General features: G+C 56.6%; 17 protein-coding genes. 8 read left to right on the top strand and 9 right to left on the bottom strand.

Annotation, left to right across the window (positions count from 1 at the left end):
* Nucleotides 1–6: 6 nt before the first annotated feature.
* The 4 genes from aqpZ to GH657_RS03175 form a co-directional block, all read right to left on the bottom strand.
* Nucleotides 7–753, bottom strand: a complete 747-nt coding sequence (aqpZ, locus tag GH657_RS03190; RefSeq protein ID WP_153099341.1) for an aquaporin Z — start codon at nucleotides 751–753, stop codon at nucleotides 7–9.
* 226 nt (nucleotides 754–979) lie between these two features.
* Nucleotides 980–1,624, bottom strand: coding sequence for a response regulator (locus tag GH657_RS03185; RefSeq protein ID WP_153099340.1), 645 nt, complete (start codon nucleotides 1,622–1,624; stop codon nucleotides 980–982).
* 76 nt (nucleotides 1,625–1,700) lie between these two features.
* Nucleotides 1,701–2,393: a response regulator gene (locus GH657_RS03180; protein WP_153099339.1), complete on the bottom strand. Its 693-nt coding sequence runs from the start codon at nucleotides 2,391–2,393 to the stop codon at nucleotides 1,701–1,703.
* Between the two features lie 170 nt (nucleotides 2,394–2,563).
* On the bottom strand, nucleotides 2,564–3,214 hold the full coding sequence (locus GH657_RS03175; protein WP_246173982.1) for a response regulator: 651 nt from the start codon (nucleotides 3,212–3,214) through the stop codon (nucleotides 2,564–2,566).
* Nucleotides 3,215–3,694: 480 nt separating this feature from the next.
* Here GH657_RS03175 and GH657_RS03170 point away from each other — a divergent pair, with 480 nt between their 5' ends.
* The 7 genes from GH657_RS03170 to GH657_RS03140 all read left to right on the top strand — a co-directional run bounded on the left by GH657_RS03170 (nucleotide 3,695) and on the right by GH657_RS03140 (nucleotide 10,399).
* On the top strand, nucleotides 3,695–4,987 hold the full coding sequence (locus GH657_RS03170; RefSeq protein ID WP_153099338.1) for an HlyC/CorC family transporter: 1,293 nt from the start codon (nucleotides 3,695–3,697) through the stop codon (nucleotides 4,985–4,987).
* Between the two features lie 203 nt (nucleotides 4,988–5,190).
* Nucleotides 5,191–6,423 (top strand): GspE/PulE family protein, encoded by a 1,233-nt coding sequence (locus GH657_RS03165; protein WP_153101608.1) that lies wholly within the window; start codon nucleotides 5,191–5,193, stop codon nucleotides 6,421–6,423.
* The gene (locus GH657_RS03160) at nucleotides 6,414–7,640 is read left to right on the top strand and encodes a type II secretion system F family protein (RefSeq protein ID WP_425495724.1); all 1,227 of its coding nucleotides are present in this window, start codon (nucleotides 6,414–6,416) and stop codon (nucleotides 7,638–7,640) included. Before GH657_RS03165 ends, GH657_RS03160 begins: the two co-directional genes overlap by 10 nt.
* Before the next feature lie 56 nt (nucleotides 7,641–7,696).
* Complete coding sequence (locus GH657_RS03155; RefSeq protein WP_153099336.1) at nucleotides 7,697–8,602, top strand: prepilin peptidase; 906 nt, start codon at nucleotides 7,697–7,699, stop codon at nucleotides 8,600–8,602.
* A 3-nt stretch (nucleotides 8,603–8,605) separates the two neighbouring features.
* Nucleotides 8,606–9,220: a dephospho-CoA kinase gene (gene coaE, locus GH657_RS03150; protein ID WP_153099335.1), complete on the top strand. Its 615-nt coding sequence runs from the start codon at nucleotides 8,606–8,608 to the stop codon at nucleotides 9,218–9,220.
* A 127-nt stretch (nucleotides 9,221–9,347) separates the two neighbouring features.
* The gene (gene zapD / locus GH657_RS03145; protein WP_153099334.1) at nucleotides 9,348–10,103 is read left to right on the top strand and encodes a cell division protein ZapD; all 756 of its coding nucleotides are present in this window, start codon (nucleotides 9,348–9,350) and stop codon (nucleotides 10,101–10,103) included.
* Nucleotides 10,104–10,198: 95 nt separating this feature from the next.
* Nucleotides 10,199–10,399 carry a DNA gyrase inhibitor YacG gene (locus GH657_RS03140; protein ID WP_153099333.1) on the top strand — a complete coding sequence of 67 codons (201 nt, stop codon included), beginning with the start codon at nucleotides 10,199–10,201 and terminating at the stop codon, nucleotides 10,397–10,399.
* A gap of 70 nt (nucleotides 10,400–10,469) precedes the next feature.
* Here GH657_RS03140 and GH657_RS03135 read toward each other — a convergent pair whose 3' ends face one another.
* From GH657_RS03135 to secA, 4 genes are all read right to left on the bottom strand, one after another.
* Nucleotides 10,470–10,901: an NUDIX domain-containing protein gene (locus GH657_RS03135; RefSeq protein ID WP_153099332.1), complete on the bottom strand. Its 432-nt coding sequence runs from the start codon at nucleotides 10,899–10,901 to the stop codon at nucleotides 10,470–10,472.
* On the bottom strand, nucleotides 10,898–11,767 hold the full coding sequence (locus GH657_RS03130; RefSeq protein WP_153099331.1) for an ATP-binding protein: 870 nt from the start codon (nucleotides 11,765–11,767) through the stop codon (nucleotides 10,898–10,900). Before GH657_RS03130 ends, GH657_RS03135 begins: the two co-directional genes overlap by 4 nt.
* Nucleotide 11,768: 1 nt before the next feature.
* A complete protein-coding gene (gene argJ, locus GH657_RS03125; RefSeq protein WP_153099330.1) occupies nucleotides 11,769–13,010 on the bottom strand; it encodes a bifunctional glutamate N-acetyltransferase/amino-acid acetyltransferase ArgJ in 1,242 nt (413 codons plus the stop codon).
* A gap of 139 nt (nucleotides 13,011–13,149) precedes the next feature.
* Nucleotides 13,150–15,948 carry a preprotein translocase subunit SecA gene (gene secA, locus GH657_RS03120; RefSeq protein WP_153099329.1) on the bottom strand — a complete coding sequence of 933 codons (2,799 nt, stop codon included), beginning with the start codon at nucleotides 15,946–15,948 and terminating at the stop codon, nucleotides 13,150–13,152.
* A gap of 277 nt (nucleotides 15,949–16,225) precedes the next feature.
* On the opposite strand from secA, the gene GH657_RS03115 reads away from it, so the two are divergent.
* Nucleotides 16,226–16,720, top strand: a complete 495-nt coding sequence (locus GH657_RS03115; protein WP_153099328.1) for a DciA family protein — start codon at nucleotides 16,226–16,228, stop codon at nucleotides 16,718–16,720.
* Between the two features lie 73 nt (nucleotides 16,721–16,793).
* On the opposite strand, the gene lpxC is transcribed toward GH657_RS03115, so the two are convergent.
* The gene (gene lpxC, locus GH657_RS03110; RefSeq protein WP_153099327.1) at nucleotides 16,794–17,711 is read right to left on the bottom strand and encodes a UDP-3-O-acyl-N-acetylglucosamine deacetylase; all 918 of its coding nucleotides are present in this window, start codon (nucleotides 17,709–17,711) and stop codon (nucleotides 16,794–16,796) included.
* Between the last annotated feature and the right edge of the window lie 206 nt (nucleotides 17,712–17,917).

The following is a 17,917-nucleotide window of genomic DNA, read 5'->3' as shown; positions in this document are numbered from 1 at the left end:
GATTAATCAGACAACTTCACGACGCTCGGACAAAAATGAGTTCGCATGTTCGGCGTACGAACCCAGCAAACGCTGATACAAGACACCCGCCAATACGCCGCCGACCATCGGAGCAATCCAGAAAAGCCAAAGCTGGTCGAGCGCCCAATCGCCGACGAACAGCGCGGGACCGGTCGAGCGCGCTGGATTAATAGAAGCATTGGTTATCGGCATCGCAACGAAATAGATCAGCATCATCGACGCGCCCATGACAAACGGCGCAACCGGCCGGAGGTCTTTCCGCCGAGTCACCATCAAGCTGATCGTCACGAAAGCAAAAGACAAGAGAAGTTCGATCACCAGCGCGGAATGAAACTGGTAATCAGATGGCGAATGATCGCCATAGCCGTTCGCGCCGAACTCGCTCGCTGCAAGTTCGAAACCAGGCCGGCCGCTCGCTACATAAGCAAGCAGCGCCGCACCCGCAATGGCGCCAAGGATCTGGACAGCAATATAAGGTACAAGGTCACGCACCGGAAACCGCTGCGCAACGGCAAAACCAACCGTAACCGCAGGATTGAAATGAGCCCCGGAATAACGTCCGAACGCATAGGAGGCTGTCGTCAACGCGAGACCAAAGGCCAGAGAGACTTCCAGTATGTTGTGTCCCTGCTGCATCGCCCCTCCATTCAGAACGATACTGCCGCAGCCAATGAACACAATCCAGCAGGTTCCTACGCCTTCGATCAATAACCGCCTACCCAAGCTCACCACAGCGTCCTCCCTTGAAATACTACGCATAGGCCGACCGCACTGGAACGGTCGATTTTTGCTTTTTTTTCATTTGTTAGATAAACGGACCTGTCTTACAAAAATTCAAAACAGCCGGAATCCGTTAGCGAGACGAAGTATGAAATGGAACCCAATGTTGGTCTAATCAGACGATTCTTAAATGAGAGCAAACCCCCGACATTCACTGCGGAAAAATCCCACAAAAAGATCAGACAAGGCCGATTAATCGAGCGTATTCGATGAGCTCGGCATCGGTATCGAGCCCCATCTTTCGCATCGCGCTGCGTTTTTGCGTGCTGATTGTCTTGCCGCTACGGCCTAGCCTCCCGGCAATCTCTCCGTTTGTCATTCCTTGCACATACATCTGAAAAACCTCCCATTCACGTGCGCTTAGCACCCCGGAACAAGCCTGTAGCGGCAAGTCTGGGGAATTAATCACGCTCTGTACCTGGGGAGAAAAATAAGGCATGCCAGCCATGGAAGCGTTGATTGCATCGAGCAGGGAGCCAACGGCATCACGCTTGTCCACGATCGCGGAAACACCAAGCTGCAGCATCCGGGACAACATCTGCGTGTGATGAATCATGGTGAGGATCACAATGGGGCGACCAGGTTCCCGCCGCAAGATCCTGCTGAGGAAAGAAATGGCATTGCTCTCCCCATCGATACCCGGCATGCCAATGTCGGACACAATGACATCGCATGGACACGTATCAAGAAGCTCTGCCAGTTCCAGCGTATCGCATGCCTCGCCAACCACTTTCATATTTGGCACACCATCCAGAAGACGGGATACGCCTAACCGAACGCATCCGTGATCGTCCGCTACTATGACTTTGATGATCTTTTGCATTCTATTTTCAAATTAACTAGCACCCCTCCCCGTCGCGCCCCGAAGCGCTTCAGCTCCGGGGCACCTCAGAGAAAGATCAATGATGGCGCTGTACCTGATCAGCCGATACAACACCGTGATCGACAGCAAACCTGAACAGTTCCGCATCACTGTTCAACGCCAGCTTTCTCATCGCCGTGCATTTTTGCGCACTGATGGTCTTGACACTTCGGCCCAGTCGCGTTGCTATTTCAGTCACGCCCAAACCCGACGCGTACTGCGTAAAAACTTCGAGTTCACGTTGCGAAAGCATTTGACGAACGTACTCGAAACGCTCTGCGATTGACGCGTCCGCCAGCAACATTCTGACCGACGGGCCGAGGTAACATTCGCGCGCCAGCGCAGTGACAATCGCAACATGAATCAGATCAATCCGGTCGCGCTTGCTCACCACGGCACCTACTCCTAGTGCGATGGCTTGCTGCAATGCGTCCGCCCTGGTTTCCATGGTCAAAATAACGAGTGCAACGCCGGGATAGCGTGCCCGAAACTGCTTGACGGTGTCGAGGCCGTCGCCATACATGCCACCCGGCATATACAGATCCATCACGACAATGTCACAAGCGGCACGCTCCGCCTCGGCAAATAGTTGGGTTGAATCAGTGGCCCGTCCAACAATTTCCATGTTTGGAAAACCTGACATCAGATTTTCGATTGCCAAAAGGACCAGCGGATGATCATCGGCGATGATGGTTCGTATTGGTGCGTGTATCTCAGTAATATCGTTCATATTAATTGCCCCCCCCGTTATAACCCGGGCCCTGCTGCCCTCTTACGTGACAATGGGTCTATGCCGCGAGGATCAGACATTTGCCGTGTCACAAACATAAGATTGATCTGAAATGCGTCGATTGACACAAACAATCAATGAATTTATCGCTTAGCTATCCAGATATATTCCTAGGCGAAGCCACGAGACCTCATTAACGCGAACAATCCTGGATCGCTCTTGACGCCTAGCTTAAGCATCGCATCCCGTTTGTAACGGCGGATTGAGCGAATATCGCGCCCAAAATATGTCACCATTTCGTCAAGGGTTCGTCCTTGCGCGAACATTCCCACGATCTTCATCTGTATTTCCGACAAGCAACTAAAAGACGCTGAATCGCCCTCCATACTTTTCAGCGGCATCAGAATCGAAGCGATGGTCGACCGGCTGACATAGGTACCTCCTTCGGATACGCACCTGATCGCCGCCGATATCGAATCCATTGTTTCAGTTTTGCTAACCAATCCAGCCACGCCATCAACCAGCAACGACCGGATGACAAAGATGTTCGTTATTCCGGTAAGCACAACGATATGAATGGATGGCCATTCGCTCTTTATTTTCTTCACGAGTGAAAGCCCGTCTTCGACCTGACCCTGCGTGTCGGGCATGCTCAGGTCAGTGACAAGAACGTCACACTCGGTGGATTTCAGCAAATGGATTAGGGAAGTTGCGTTGGTCGCCTCGCCTACAACCTTGACATCCTGTTGTAGTTCAATGTTGGCCCGTACCCCTAGCAAGACGAACGGATGGTCGTCTGCGAGAATGACTCGAAGATTCACGGTAGTTTCTCTCTATTTAGTATGTTATTTGCATATGCCGGCAGTTATCCGGAAATGCAGCGAATCAGCCGGTTCGCTTCACTCAGTCATGCCGCATGAATACGACATGCCACACATGGATAGAATCATCATCGCCAGACATTGAGAATAAGAAATTTCCTAATCCCGCTCTGTTTTTCCAAGCAAATTGGCAACACCCTATTAATCTCGCTAATCCGTTATTTTTCTGAAGTTTTATTCGCAAAATTTCGATATTTTCTGCCAAAGCCTTGTGGATGCAATGCTAGCGGGCGTGAGCCGTCTTGGCTCATATCATTTTCTCTCTTAAAACAGTCATTTTTCGTCTCGATATCGGGACGATTCAGCATCACGGGTTAGCGTGATGCGTTTTGAGGGCAGGACAATATGCCGCATGGACGATGGAAGCTCCCAGCCCCTCTGATATAGTCTGGCGGTCCAGCTCTCTTCTATTTTTCTCGCGTGGAACAACTCCCCTTATGGGCGCAGATCGGCGCCATTGTCCTGTTGCTTGTCTGCTCCAGCTTTTTTTCTATTTCTGAGACTGCGATGATGGCGCTCAACCGCCATCGGCTGAAACACCTCGCCAGTCAGGGCGCACTGGGTGCAAAAACCACGCAAAAACTGCTGGAGCGCACCGACGAGCTATTAAGCGTCATCCTGATCGGCAATAACCTGCTTAACACCATCATTCCGGTGCTGACCACCGCGATCGCTTTACGTACCTTTGGTCATAGCAACATGGTGCTTTCAGTAGCAACCGGGCTCATCGCATTCCTCGTCATCGTATTTGCAGAAATCACGCCGAAAATCGTCGGCGCCACCTTTCCGGAAAAAATCGCACTGCCTGCCAGCCTGGTCATCGCACCGTTAATACGCGTTGCCCGGCCACTCATCTGGTTTGTCAATCTGTTTGCCAATGGCATCTTGCGCCTGCTCCATATCAACACCCAGAGCGGCCGCGATCAGCGGCTCTCTCCCGAAGAATTGCGCACAGTTGTTCTTGAGTCTGGCAACTTCATGCCCACCAAACATCGAAGCATCCTGCTCAACCTGTTTGATCTCGAAAACATCGCTGTTGAGGACGTGATGATTCCGCGCCGCCGGATTGAAGCGCTTGATTTCAATGCACCGTTCGAGCAAATCCTGCATCAGCTTGAAACCTGCTATCACAACAAGCTGATCGTCTATCAAGGCGATATCGACCGGGTGCTCGGTGTATTGCACGTCCGTAAAACCCTGGCTGCACTGCATAACCAGGAACTCGAACGCGAGACCTTGCGGGCGCTTCTGGCTGAACCCTATTTCGTCCCTGCCGGCACGCCAGTATTTCAGCAACTTCAGTATTTCCAGGAAAGCCGCCAGCGCACTGCGCTCGTGGTAAACGAGTATGGCGAGCTACAAGGACTTATCACGCCAGAAGACATTATTGAAGAGCTTATCGGTGAGTTCACCACATCGATTCCACGCGGAGCGAGTTCACGCGGCGGCTGGAACGAACGTGGCGAATGCATCGTCGCGGGCAGCATGCCATTGCGTGAGCTGAACCGCTGGTTGCAGCTCAGCCTGCCAACTGATGGGCCCAAAACGCTCAATGGTCTTATTCTCGAAGTCCTCGAAGACATACCCGATGGCGATGTCTGCGCCGAGATTCGCGGCGTCAAGCTGGAAGTGATGCGCAGTGATGATCAGGCTATTCGCACCGTCAAGCTCTTCAGGCCACAGCCTCCTGCTAGTGGGAGTGGGCGAACCTGACCATCTGGCCGAGTAGCGCGGACACCCACGCCAGGCGATCATCAAGACATTGTGTTTTACAGGCGGCACGCCGCCAGCGCTCAATGTCCTCTCCTCCCTTTTTCGCCACACCTGAAACAGCAGAACTCCGCCCAAACCGGGATGCGGCCACACACCCCGTGCAAGGGCTAACACCGTTATCTCCTGCGTCCCAGTTATCGCCGATGCCATGGCCCACCAATGCCCGGCCCCGGCCCAACGGCGCAAGCGCTTTCACCGAGACGGACAGCAACAGCCCTGCCGCGCAGTTGCTGGCCGATACCTTGCGGGAAGTCGCCCGTCGCAATGCCTCCGATCTGCATGTCGAACCCGGGGAGCACGGCTGGCGTATGCGTCTGCGCACGGACGGCGTGCTGCACGAGATCAGCCAGCCGCCCACGCATTTGCGCGATGCGTTCATCACGCGCATCAAAGTGCTCGCGCGGATGGACATCGCGGAGCGGCGAATTCCACAAGATGGCCGGCTGCGGCTCGCAACGGCTACCGGGCAGGATGACTACCGGGTCAGTTCGTTGCCCACCCTGTTTGGCGAAAAACTGGTTCTGAGGCGGCTCGATCCACTGCCAGCGGATCTCTCCCTAGCCTCGCTCGGGCTTGATCCAGTGCAGCTTCGCGCGGTGGCTGACGCCATCCATGCACCCCACGGGCTCGTTCTGGTAACCGGGCCCACAGGCAGTGGCAAAACGCTATCCCTATATTGCTTTTTACAAATGCTCAACTCAGGATCGCGCAATCTGTGTTCGGTGGAAGATCCCGCGGAAATCCAGCTGGCGGGCGTCAATCAGGTCAGTGTCCGGGAAAAGGCGGGGCTGACCTTCGCGGCGGCGTTACGCGCATTTTTGCGCCAGGACCCGGACGTCATCATGGTTGGCGAGATTCGTGATGAAGAAACCGCCGATGTCGCAGTCAAGGCGGCACAAACCGGCCATCTGGTGTTATCGACACTGCATACCAATGACGCCCCAGCGGCGATTGCACGTCTGATTGATATTGGCGTCGCATCGTACAACCTTGCCTCGGCGCTCCGGCTAGTCACCGCACAGCGGCTGGTGCGACGGTTATGTCTCGTGTGCCGGATCCCATCCACGGAAACCATTGCCATGCTTCGCACAGCAGGTCTTAACGATGCGCGCCTGGAAAACGGCTGGCGGCCCTACGTCGCGGCAGAGTGTGAGGCGTGCCATGGCATCGGCTATCGGGGCCGTATTGGCATCCATCAAACCATGCCGGTATCGGAAGCCATGCGGGAACACATCGTCGCCGGTGCCAGCACTCATGTGCTGGCACGGCAGGCCCATGCCGAGCACATCACAACGTTACGCGATGCGGCACTTGAGCGCGTGCGTGATGGCACAACAAGCCTTGCTGAAGCACTCAGCGCAACCGCATGCGAATGATCACCCCGCCCCCACCCACTAGCGCGACTGACCTGTGCTTTGCCTGGCATGGCGTCGATGCCACAGGCAAGCGCAAACAGGGCATGCTGGCCGCCCCCGATGTCGCTACTGCATATGCCGCGCTTAAATCGGGCGGGTTGACCATCACCGGGCTCACCTCCCGTGGTCCAGCTCCTCGCGCCAAGGCGCCTCCAGCCGAGGTCACGCGTTTTACCCGCCAACTTGCGGGCCTGCTTCGGGCTGGCTTGCCTCTCGCCTCGGCACTGGAATTGCTAGCCCGCGCCACAGGCCCTAATGGCATGCCCCGAATTGCCCGGACACTGGCACGTGACATCACAGCAGGCCTACGCTTTTCTGCCGCGCTTGAACGCCACCCGATACAGTTCGGCCCACTGTATTGCCAGCTTGTCGCGGTAGGCGAAACCTCCGGCGCGCTGCCTGCGGTACTGGCACGAATAGCAGACGACCGAGAACGCAGTGCGGCGCAACACGCCAAAGTTCGTGCGGCGCTCACCTATCCGGTCGCCATTCTTTTGCTCGCCATTGTCATCACCATTGCTTTACTGGTGTGGGTCGTACCCACGTTCAAACAGATCTTCGATGGCTTTGGCGCCGCCTTGCCTGCGCCAACCCAGGTAGTGCTCACGCTGTCTGCCGCGGCAGCACGCTGGAGCCTGCCTGCTGCCGCGCTCCTGACATTCGCCGTGGCTGCTTTTACCCATCAGCTTCGACGCTCAGAAGCCACACGCCTCGCATTTTCGCGCCTGTGTCTCGCTGCGCCGCTCATCGGCCCCCTACTGACCACGCTTTGCTCCGCGCGCTGGAGCCGCGCGTTGGGCACGCTACTCAGCGCAGGCACACCACTAGCCGATGCCTTCGAATCACTCACACATGCGAGCGGTAATGCATTTTTCGACCATGCGACCACCGCGATCGCCATGCGCTTGCGTCGTGGCGAACGTCTGGCAGCCGCAATGCAAGCGGTTCACTGTTTTCCCGACGAGATCGTGCAACCCATCGCCGTCGCCGAAGAGTCCGGCGCGCTAGACACCATGCTGCTCGATATCGCGGCGCTGGGTGAGCGTCAGGTCGATGAAAAAGCCAGCATGCTGACCGGCCTGTGTGAACCCCTGGTGATTGTCGTGCTGGGTGGGCTCATCGGCGGCCTCGTCATCGCCATGTACCTTCCCATTATTCAGTTGGGCAACGTGGTGTAGCATCCCAGCCGAATGAATCCCTTGTCCTTAGCCTCACCACATCCTGTTCATCGCTCGTGCCAGATTTTCTCTCCCATCCCCCGCCAGATTCGTTCGCGGCCAGCCTCTCCGCCCTGCTCGGCACACTGCCCGCCAGCGTGCTGCTGATCGGCGCAGTAGCGTTTGGGCTGATAATCGGCAGCTTTCTGAACGTCGTCGTGCACCGTGTTCCGATCATGCTGGAGCGGGCATGGCGCGCCGATATCAGCGAACTCACCGGGCAGCCTGCCGGCGAGACCCCAACCGGGCGATACAACCTGTGGTTGCCTCGTAGCGCATGTCCGCATTGCGCGCACACACTCAAAGCCTGGGAAAATATTCCGTTACTCAGTTACGTGCTGTTGCGTGGCCGCTGTTCGCATTGCCATGCGCGTGTGAGCTTGCGTTATCCCCTGCTTGAACTTGCCAGCGCGCTGTGCGCGGTTGCCTCGCTCCTGACATTCGGCCCAAACGGCATGGCGCTGGCCGCTTTTGGCCTGTGCGCCACCTTGCTGGCCATGAGCGCAATCGATATCGATACTCACCTGCTGCCCGATTCCATGACCTTGCCTTTGCTTTGGGCCGGGCTCATCGTCAATTTCAACGGCACATTTGCCTCGTTACCCGATGCCGTGCTGGGTGCCATCGCCGGATATCTGGTGTTGTGGTGTGTCCATTGGCTCTTCAGGCTCGTGCGCGGCATCGAAGGCATGGGCTACGGCGACTTCAAACTGCTCGCGGCATTGGGCGCGTGGCTCGGCTGGGCCGCGTTGCCGCAAATCGTGCTGCTCGCCGCTGTCGCAGGGGCGGCAACAGGGCTCGCCGCGACTGGAATCGGACGCATGCGTTTTGAAGAACCTTTGCCGTTCGGACCGTTTCTCGCTACTGCCGGGGCAATCACGTTATTTTTCGGCACACCGCTTTATCTTGCGCTTGGGAGCTGACACATGTTTGCCGTGGGTTTGACTGGCGGGATTGGCAGCGGCAAGTCCACCGTCGCGGATCTATTCGCCGCGCGAGGCGTGCCTATTGTCGACACTGACGTCATTGCACATCGCATCACGGGGCCACAAGGCCAAGCCATGCCGGCAATCGCGGCCAAACTGGGAGTGCAATTCGTCGCACCCGATGGCTCACTTGACCGCGCGGCAATGCGTGCCCAGGTATTCAGTGACGAAACAGCCCGCAAGCGCCTCGAAGCCATCACGCATCCCCTGATTCGCGCTGAAGCCGCACGTGAACAGCAAACCGCACAGGGCCCTTATGTGCTGGTCGTCGTACCGTTACTGGTCGAGTCAGGCAACTGGCATACCTGGGTCGATCGCGTGCTGGTAGTCGATTGCAACGAAGAGACGCAGATCATCCGGGTCCAGCGTCGTAACGGCTTTACGCGTGACCAGGTGAAGGCCATCATCACACGCCAGGCGAGCCGTGCTGAACGGCTAAACGCTGCCGACGATGTCCTCCTCAACGAAGATGCAACAGCCGCCACCCTCGCGCTGCGGGTCGAAACGTTGCATCAGCATTACTTGCTGCTCGCGGGAGGCCCATCAGCCGACTGATTCAGCAACGGCGCTCTAGCAGACAAACACCTAAAAGAAAAGTGCATGATTGCTAGGGTAGTCCCGCCGCATTAGAATGTGCTGTCCTGCAATTTCCCCCCCTCCACCACGCCCGAGGCGAGCGCGCTTGATTCTTTACGAGTACCCCTTCAACGAGCGAATCCGGACGCTATTGCGCCTCGAAGACCTGTTCGAGCGCTTTACCTTTTTCCTCACACAAGAAGATGCGCGTGAACATCACGTTGCGCTCACGACATTATTCGAGATCACTGATGTCGCAGGGCGCGCGGACCTAAAATCCGACCTGATGAAAGAGCTCGAACGGCAACGGCAAACGCTCGCGCCCTTTCGCGGCAACCCCGGCATCGAACAGGATGCGCTCGAAACCGTGCTGGGCGAAATCGAACAAACGCTGGCGGGACTGGCCAACATGGTTGGCAAAACGGGCCAGCATCTTGCCGATAACGAATGGCTGGCCAGTATTCGCAGCCGCGCGATTATTCCGGGCGGCACCTGCAAATTTGACCTGCCGTCATACCACGCGTGGCAGCAAACGCCCCCCGAACAGCGCCAGCAAGATATCGCCAAATGGGTTACGCCACTCCTGGCCTTGCGCGATGCGGCCACCATCGTCTTGCGCCTTGCCCGTGAATCCGGCCAGGCGTCCAAGGTAATGGCGATGCAGGGTAGCTATCAACAAATGCTTTCGGGCCGGTCGTATCAGTTGATGCAGGTGCGGGTCGCGCCAGAATTACGCGCTATTCCTGAGGCTAGCGCCAACAAGTACATGGTCTGGGTCCGGTTTACCGTGCAAGACGGCGATTTACGGCCACGGGCAGTCGATATCGACGTGCCGTTCCAGCTCACCCTGTGTAGCCTTTGAATGAATCGCGGCTATGGTGCTAGACAGCGCCGCCCGAAAGGGCAATAACACCGCTATTTTTAATCCTGTTTTGTTTGCGATGAATGTCTGACCGTATGCCTACTGTCGTCAAATGCCCCACTTGCGGAAAAAGCGTTCCATGGTTGCCTGAGAACCGCTTTCGCCCCTTCTGTTCCGAACGTTGCAAACAGGTCGATCTCGGCGCATGGGCGACCGGAAAATACCGGATTGGCAGCACCGAAGAAGATCCTTCCATCGAAGATACGCCTGGCGGCGGTGAACCCAGCCAGCATTAACCGGGCTGCCGTAACTGGCAATGCGGCAATGCGGCAATGGGTTGCGGCTCTGCGATTGGGCTACCTGCGGCTAAACATCCGAGCGTTCGGCCTCCAGCCATTCAAGCACAGGAATCGTCGCAGGCAAAAGCGGCGCCACTGCCACGGGAAAAGCTTGCCAGATAAGTGCCTGGCCTTCACGTCCGTGCGGCGCGCCAGACCAGGCCGTGACCTTGCAAAAATACAGCCGGACATACGCGTGCGGATAATCATGCTCTAACGTATGCCAGCGCTGGCTTGTTTCGACCTCGATACCCAACTCTTCATGTAACTCGCGCACCAGCGCGGCTTCAACCGACTCCCCTGGCTCAAGCTTACCGCCAGGGAACTCCCAATACCCTTCGTAAGGTTTTCCCGCCGGGCGCTGCGCCAGCAGATAACGTCCGTCGGGCTGGAGCAGTACACCCACGGCGACCTCGGTCACCGGACGCTGCGCGATCGGCGCTTGAAGTGTGACCGTCATGCGGGCAACCGACGGCCTGACCAGTCGCGGGCAAACTGCCACGCAACACGGCCTGAGCGTGACCCGCGCTCCAGCGCCCAGATCAGCGCATCGCCACGCGCGGCTTCAATGCTCGCATCGTCACAACCAAAATGGCGCAGCCAGTGCGCAACGATCGTCAGGTAATCGTCCTGCTTGAATGGATAAAAACTGACCCATAAGCCAAAACGCTCAGAAAGCGAAATTTTCTCCTCGATGACCTCGCCCGGATGAATTTCACCATCCGCTGTCGGCTTGCAGGTTTCGTTGTCGCTCATGTACTCAGGTAACAAATGACGCCGGTTCGATGTGGCGTAGATCAGCACGTTATCCGATTGCGCCGCCACCGAGCCGTCCAGCGCAACTTTCAGCGCCTTGTAACCGGATTCGCCATCCTCGAACGACAGGTCATCGCAAAACACGATAAACCGCTCAGGCCGCCCAGCGATCAGATCGACGATATCGCCCAGATCGTGCAAATCGTCCTTGTCCACCTCGATCAGACGCAACCCGTCTGCTGCATAAGCGTTCAGACAAGCCTTGATCAGCGACGATTTACCGGTGCCTCGCGCACCAGTCAGCAGCACGTTGTTAGCAGGCTGCTGATGGACAAACTGACGAGTATTTTGCTCGATGAGCCCTTTTTGACGCTCAATGTTTTGCAGATCATCCAGCGCAATCGGCGAAATGGCAGGCACCGGCTGCAAATAGCCACGGCCTTGCCGCTTGCGCCAACGAAACGCCACGGCAGCGGACCAGTCCACCTCGGACACAGCAGGTGGCAGCATGGCCTCCAGACGCTCGAGCACGGCCTCCGCGCGGGTCAAAAATTGTTCGAGATTCATGATGTCAGGAGCGATAGTCGGCGTTAATGCTTACGTAGTCATGTGACAAGTCGCAAGTCCAGATCGTGGCGTGCGCAGACCCCCGGCCAAGCACGACGCGAATCGTAATCTCACTTTGCTGCATAACACGTTGGCCATCTTCTTCACGATAGGCCGGATAACGGCCACCGGCCTGTGCCACGAGCACGTCATCCAGATAAAGATCAATCTTGTCCACCTCAAGGTCCGTGATACCCGCGTAGCCAATTGCCGCCAGAATCCGGCCCAGATTAGGATCTGACGCATAAAACGCGGTTTTGACCAGTGGCGAATGCCCGATTGCATAGGCAATCTGGCGGCATTCGGCGAGGTCTTTGCCGCCTTCGACCTTTACCGTGATGAACTTCGTCGCCCCTTCACCATCGCGCACAATCAGTTGTGCCAGCGTTTGCGCCAGCTCCGTCACGGCATCACACAACGCTGCGTAAGCAGGGGTATCCGTGGACGTGATGGCGGGCAGATGCGACTTGCCTGAAGCAATCAGCATGAATGAATCGTTGGTCGACGTATCGCCGTCGATCGTGATGCAGTTAAACGAGCGATCCGCAACGTGCTTGACCAGTTCATCCATCACAGGTTGGGAAACTGCCGCATCAAATGCGAGAAAGCCCAGCATGGTCGCCATGTTCGGCCTGATCATGCCCGCGCCCTTGCTGATGCCGGTCAGTGTCACGGTATAGCCGTCGATCTGCATCTGACGCGATGCGGCTTTCGGCAGCGTGTCGGTGGTCATGATGGCTTGCGCGGCCTCATACCAGTGAGCCGCCTGACGATTCGCCAGCGCTGCGGGCAATCCGGCCTTCAGGCGCTCAACCGGTAACGGCTCCAAAATGACACCCGTCGAAAATGGCAAAACCTGCTCTGGTGCGATGCCCGCAAGACGCGCCAATTCCTCGCAGGTTTGCTGTGCGTGCCTCATCCCCGGCTCACCTGTGCCAGCGTTCGCGTTGCCCGTATTCACGACCAGCGCCCGAATACCTTTGCCACTCAGGCGCATTTGCTGCAAATGCGCGCGGCAGAGCGTCACCGGCGCAGCGCAAAAACGGTTAGAGGTAAAGACGCCAGCCACTGTCGCCCCCTCATCGAGCGAGATCACGAGCACGTCCTTGCGGTTTGGCTTGCGAATGTTGGCCTCAGCCCAGCCCAGCGTGACGCCGTTGACGGGATGAAGTTGAGCGGGATCAAGTGAAGGAAAGTTGACAGCCATTGGGCAGACCTGGCGTTAAGTTGAAAATGCCGGCACAAAGCCGGCATCGGTAGATCAGAACGGAGCCCGGAATATCACCGAAACACCGCATATTGGCTCACAAAACAAGGCGGCATGCGCCGCCTCCACTCCGTGAACGTTACACAAACTTCCCGTGACACTGCTTGTACTTCTTGCCACTACCACACGGACACGGATCGTTGCGGCCGACCTTCGGCACCGAACCCACAACCGGAGTATCGCTGCCAGCCTCTCTCTGGCCCAGGGCGCTGCCGATCAGCGCAGCCGCCGCGTCCGCCATAACCGGTTCGGCTGATGCCCCCGGAAAATCAGCGTGGCGGAATTCAACGTTTTCCAGATGACTGGTTTGCTCTTCGTATTGCTCAGCCGCCTGCTCAAGCTGTTCCGGTGACTGGATCTGCACGTTCATCACAATGCGCGTGACTTCCTGCTTCACGGCATCAAGCATGGCGGCAAAGAGCTCAAACGCCTCGCGCTTGTATTCCTGCTTCGGATTTTTTTGTGCATAACCACGCAGATGAATACCCTGGCGCAGGTGGTCGAGTGCGGCGAGATGTTCACGCCAGCTTCGATCCAGGGTTTGCAGCATGATTGAGCGCTCAAACGAGCAAAACGACTCCCGGCCTACTTGCTCGACCTTGGTTTCATAGGCTTCGTCAGCAGCAGCCAGCACGGCTTCACGGATTTCTTCAGCGTCGATCGACTTCGATTCGTTGATCATCTCCTGAATCGCCAGATCGAGCTGCCAATCGCTGCGCAGTATTTCCTCGAGTTCTGGCACATCCCATTGCTCTTCGATGCTGCCCAGCGGAACGAACTCGCGCACGATCTCGCTGGTCACGCTATGACGCATCGCGCCAATGGTTTCGGTGATGTCCTGCGCTTCGAGCAACTCGTTACGCTGCTGGTAAATGACTTTGCGCTGATCGTTCGACACATCATCGTACTCAAGCAATTGCTTGCGCACATCGAAGTTGCGCGCTTCAACCTTGCGCTGCGCCGACTCAATCGAGCGCGTCACGATGCCCGCTTCGATCGCTTCGCCCTCTGGCATCTTCAGACGGTCCATGATGGCGCGCACGCGGTCACCCGCGAAAATGCGCAGCAGAGGATCGTCCAGCGAGAGATAAAAACGCGATGAGCCCGGATCGCCCTGACGGCCAGCACGCCCACGCAACTGATTATCGATCCGGCGTGACTCGTGTCGCTCAGTTCCGATGATGTGCAGGCCTCCGGCGGATTTCACCAGACTGTGCAACATCTGCCATTCATCGTGCAGTTTTTTGATCCGACGCTGCTTTTCATCGTCGGGAATCGACGCATCCGCGTTGATAAACATCGCCTGCTTCTCGGCGTTGCCACCCAGCACGATGTCGGTGCCGCGGCCCGCCATATTGGTTGCAATCGTGATGCGCTGCGGCCGCCCGGCTTCCGCGACGATTTCGGCTTCACGCGCATGCTGCTTTGCATTCAGCACTTCATGAGGCAAGCCGGCTTGCTTCAGCAAATTCGATAGCTGCTCGGAATTCTCAATTGACGTGGTGCCAACCAGCACCGGCTGACCACGGTCGTAACATTCCCGAATATCGAGAACAACGGCGTTATCGCGCTCTTTCGCTGTCTTGTAGATCTGGTCTTGCTTGTCGATCCGCTTCGGTGGGCGGTTTGTCGGAATCACAACCGTTTCGAGGCCGTAGATTTCGTTGAACTCATACGCCTCGGTATCTGCCGTACCGGTCATGCCGGCCAGCTTGGCATACATACGGAAGTAGTTCTGGAAAGTGATTGATGCGAGCGTCTGGTTTTCGCTCTGAATCTTGACGTGCTCCTTGGCCTCAACGGCCTGGTGCAGCCCGTCCGACCAGCGCCGACCCGCCATCAGCCGGCCCGTGAATTCATCGACGATCACCACTTCGTCGTTTTGCGTTACATAGTGCTGGTCGAGGTGAAACAGCGTGTGTGCGCGCAAGGCGGCATACACGTGGTGCATCAGCGTAATGTTTTGCGGCGCATAAAGACTTTCGCCTTCGCCAATCAAACCCCATTCGGCCAGCAGACGTTCGGCTTTTTCGTGTCCGGCTTCGGTCAGAAAGACCTGACGCGCTTTTTCGTCCAGCGTGTAGTCGCCCGGAACCTCGACCCCAGTGCCATCAGCCTTTTCTTCGCCGATCTGACGCTCAAGCAACGGCGGCAGCGCATTCATCCGGACATAGAGATCGGTGTGATCTTCGGCCTGGCCAGAAATGATGAGCGGCGTGCGTGCTTCGTCGATCAGGATCGAATCGACCTCATCGACAATGGCGAAATTCAATGGCCGCTGCACACGTGCGTTGGTCTCGTAGACCATGTTGTCGCGCAGGTAATCGAAGCCGAACTCGTTATTGGTGCCGTAGGTAATGTCCGCGGCGTAGGCATCCTGCTTGATGCCGTGATCCATCTGCGACAGGTTTATGCCGACTGACAGGCCCAGGAAGTTATACAGGCGCCCCATCCATTCCGCATCGCGCTGGGCGAGGTAATCGTTCACCGTGACGACGTGGACACCCTGTCCGGACAGCGCATTCAGATAAGCCGCGAGCGTTGCAACCAGGGTTTTACCTTCGCCGGTACGCATTTCCGCGATTTTGCCGTAATGCAGCACCATCCCGCCGATCAACTGCACATCGAAGTGCCGCATCTTCAGTACGCGCTTACTGGCCTCGCGGCAGACCGCAAAAGCTTCTGGCAGCAGCTTGTCGAGTGCTTCGCCACCCGCCACCCGCTGGCGGAACTCATCCGTTTTGGCGCGTAATTGATCGTCCGTCAATTGCTCGATCTGCGGTTCGAGCGCATTGATCGCCATAACGGTCTTTGAGTATTGCTTGACTAGACGCTGGTTGCGGCTGCCAAAAACTTTTTGTAGAAAACCGGTGGTCATCGGATCGGTGTCTGCGTCGCGGCTTCTGTAGGAATCATGTGGAAATTATCAACATGCTTGCCCAATGTGGGAGAGCCCCGGCGGCTTAGGTCCAAGAGTAAATTCGAATCGGGCATTTTAGCACGCACCCTGCCTGCACTCATGCAGCGAACGCGGCAAACATCGATCATCCCCTACCTGTGCCAACGAGTCGCTAGCAGATAGCCGTTGCCGCCTGACAGGGTACAATCGCCCGTACTCCGCCAACTGGATAACAGGCACCCCGCATTCCCCCGATATGGCTCGTCCCCCTTCATTTTCAAGACCATTTAATCCACGCAGCCTGCAGCCTGCCGTCGAGGTATTGAACCGCGCCGATACGTTCGCAGCGTTGCGCGCCGGGATCGAGCAGATTGCCGCATTGCAAAGGGACTTGCGCCAGTTGCTGCCGGACTATCTGGCGACGAGCATCGAGCCGGGATTCATCAAGAATGGGGTACTTGCCCTGTTTGCTGCACATAACGCGCTAGCCGCCCGGCTGCGACATCTTGAACCACGCTTGCTGGCGGATTTGCAGCAGCGTGGCTGGGCAGTCAATACGTTGAAAATCCGTGTGCGGCCGCAAACGCTCAAAGAGCCGCAGCCAGTTAAACAGGCACGCATGACCTCCACTGCCGTAGCGGCACTCCAGGCGCTAAGCGAATCACTCGCGCCATCGCCTTTGCAAGCAGCGCTCGCCAGAATGTCGGCACGGCATCAATCTCATTCAGACGGTCCCGGCCAAAAAAAATGAGCGGCCTCTTGCAGGCCGCTCATTTTTCATGTCTTGTCCGGGGCTCCATTACGGACCCACCCCGAACCGACCTTCAGGCAAATGCTGTTTGCGTATCGTAGGCAAAACCGCCAGGCGCCTTGCGCGTATCATCGAACGTGACAATTTCATACGCATCAACATGCGCCAGCAGTTCGCGTAGCAAGGCGTTATTCAGGCCGTGGCCTGACTTGTACGCGGTATACGACGCTAGCAAGGGATGACCAATTACATAAAGGTCCCCGATGGCATCGAGCATTTTGTGCTTCACGAACTCGTCGTCATAACGCAGGCCATCGTTATTCAGAATGCGGTATTCATCGAGCACGATCGCGTTATCCATGCTGCCGCCACGAGCGAGCCCCAGTTCGCGCATCATTTCGACTTCGTGGGCAAAACCAAAGGTGCGAGCCCGAGCTATTTCACGGACATACGAGGTATTGGCGAAATCGACTTCAAGCGCCTGTCCGGTTTTATCCACGGCTGGATGACGGAAATCAATCGTAAATTTCAGCTTGAAGCCGAAGTAAGGATCAAGACGGGCAAATTTGTCGCCATCACGAACTTCAACCGGCCTGGTAACCTTGATAAATTTTTTCGCCGCACCCTGCTCTTCAATGCCCGCCGACTGAATTAAAAACACAAACGATGCCGCACTGCCATCCATAATCGGAATTTCTTCGGCGGTAACATCAACATACAGATTATCAATACCCAGCCCAGCGCACGCCGACATCAAGTGCTCGACCGTTGATACACGCGCGCCATCCTTTTGCAAAACGGACGCGAGACGGGTATCGCCAATCGACAGCGCGGAGGCGGGAATATCAACTGGAGTAGGTAAATCGACGCGTGTAAATACAATGCCTGTATCAGGGGCAGCAGGACGAAGCGTCAGATTGACTTTGCGGCCCGAATGCAAGCCAATACCCACTGTCTTGACAATTGTTTTGATGGTGCGCTGCTTCAGCATGATGGCTTTACTCGATTGAGAATCCCAATCGGGATTTTTTATTCAATAGCGCGGATTATACTGCATATACATTGATACGTTGTGATAGGGAACGTATCAATCTGTTTCATCCCGTTACCAGAAAAAAAGTGTGGCGGGCTAATGGCCAGAATGGAGGCATTTCCATCCATCAGCCCGCATCACAGGTTGACATACGCACGTTACGG

The organism is Paraburkholderia hayleyella (genome assembly GCF_009455685.1).
In the GTDB taxonomy this organism is placed as follows: domain Bacteria; phylum Pseudomonadota; class Gammaproteobacteria; order Burkholderiales; family Burkholderiaceae; genus Paraburkholderia; species Paraburkholderia hayleyella.
The sequence above is the reverse complement of the archived record's forward strand: the minus strand, read 5'-3'. Positions and strand labels throughout refer to the sequence as shown.

Bases quoted from the DNA above. Each gene is read 5' to 3' on its own strand.
- GH657_RS03160 (WP_425495724.1), top strand. From the start codon at position 6,414: ATGCGAATGATCACCCCGCCCCCACCCACTAGCGCGACTGACCTGTGC.
- secA (WP_153099329.1), bottom strand. From the start codon at position 15,948: ATGACCACCGGTTTTCTACAAAAAGTTTTTGGCAGCCGCAACCAGCGT.
- GH657_RS03185 (WP_153099340.1), bottom strand. From the start codon at position 1,624: ATGCAAAAGATCATCAAAGTCATAGTAGCGGACGATCACGGATGCGTT.
- lpxC (WP_153099327.1), bottom strand. From the start codon at position 17,711: ATGCTGAAGCAGCGCACCATCAAAACAATTGTCAAGACAGTGGGTATT.
- coaE (WP_153099335.1), top strand. From the start codon at position 8,606: ATGTTTGCCGTGGGTTTGACTGGCGGGATTGGCAGCGGCAAGTCCACC.
- GH657_RS03165 (WP_153101608.1), top strand. From the start codon at position 5,191: ATGCCATGGCCCACCAATGCCCGGCCCCGGCCCAACGGCGCAAGCGCT.
- GH657_RS03140 (WP_153099333.1), top strand. From the start codon at position 10,199: ATGCCTACTGTCGTCAAATGCCCCACTTGCGGAAAAAGCGTTCCATGG.
- argJ (WP_153099330.1), bottom strand. From the start codon at position 13,010: ATGGCTGTCAACTTTCCTTCACTTGATCCCGCTCAACTTCATCCCGTC.
- GH657_RS03180 (WP_153099339.1), bottom strand. From the start codon at position 2,393: ATGAACGATATTACTGAGATACACGCACCAATACGAACCATCATCGCC.
- GH657_RS03135 (WP_153099332.1), bottom strand. From the start codon at position 10,901: ATGACGGTCACACTTCAAGCGCCGATCGCGCAGCGTCCGGTGACCGAG.
- GH657_RS03115 (WP_153099328.1), top strand. From the start codon at position 16,226: ATGGCTCGTCCCCCTTCATTTTCAAGACCATTTAATCCACGCAGCCTG.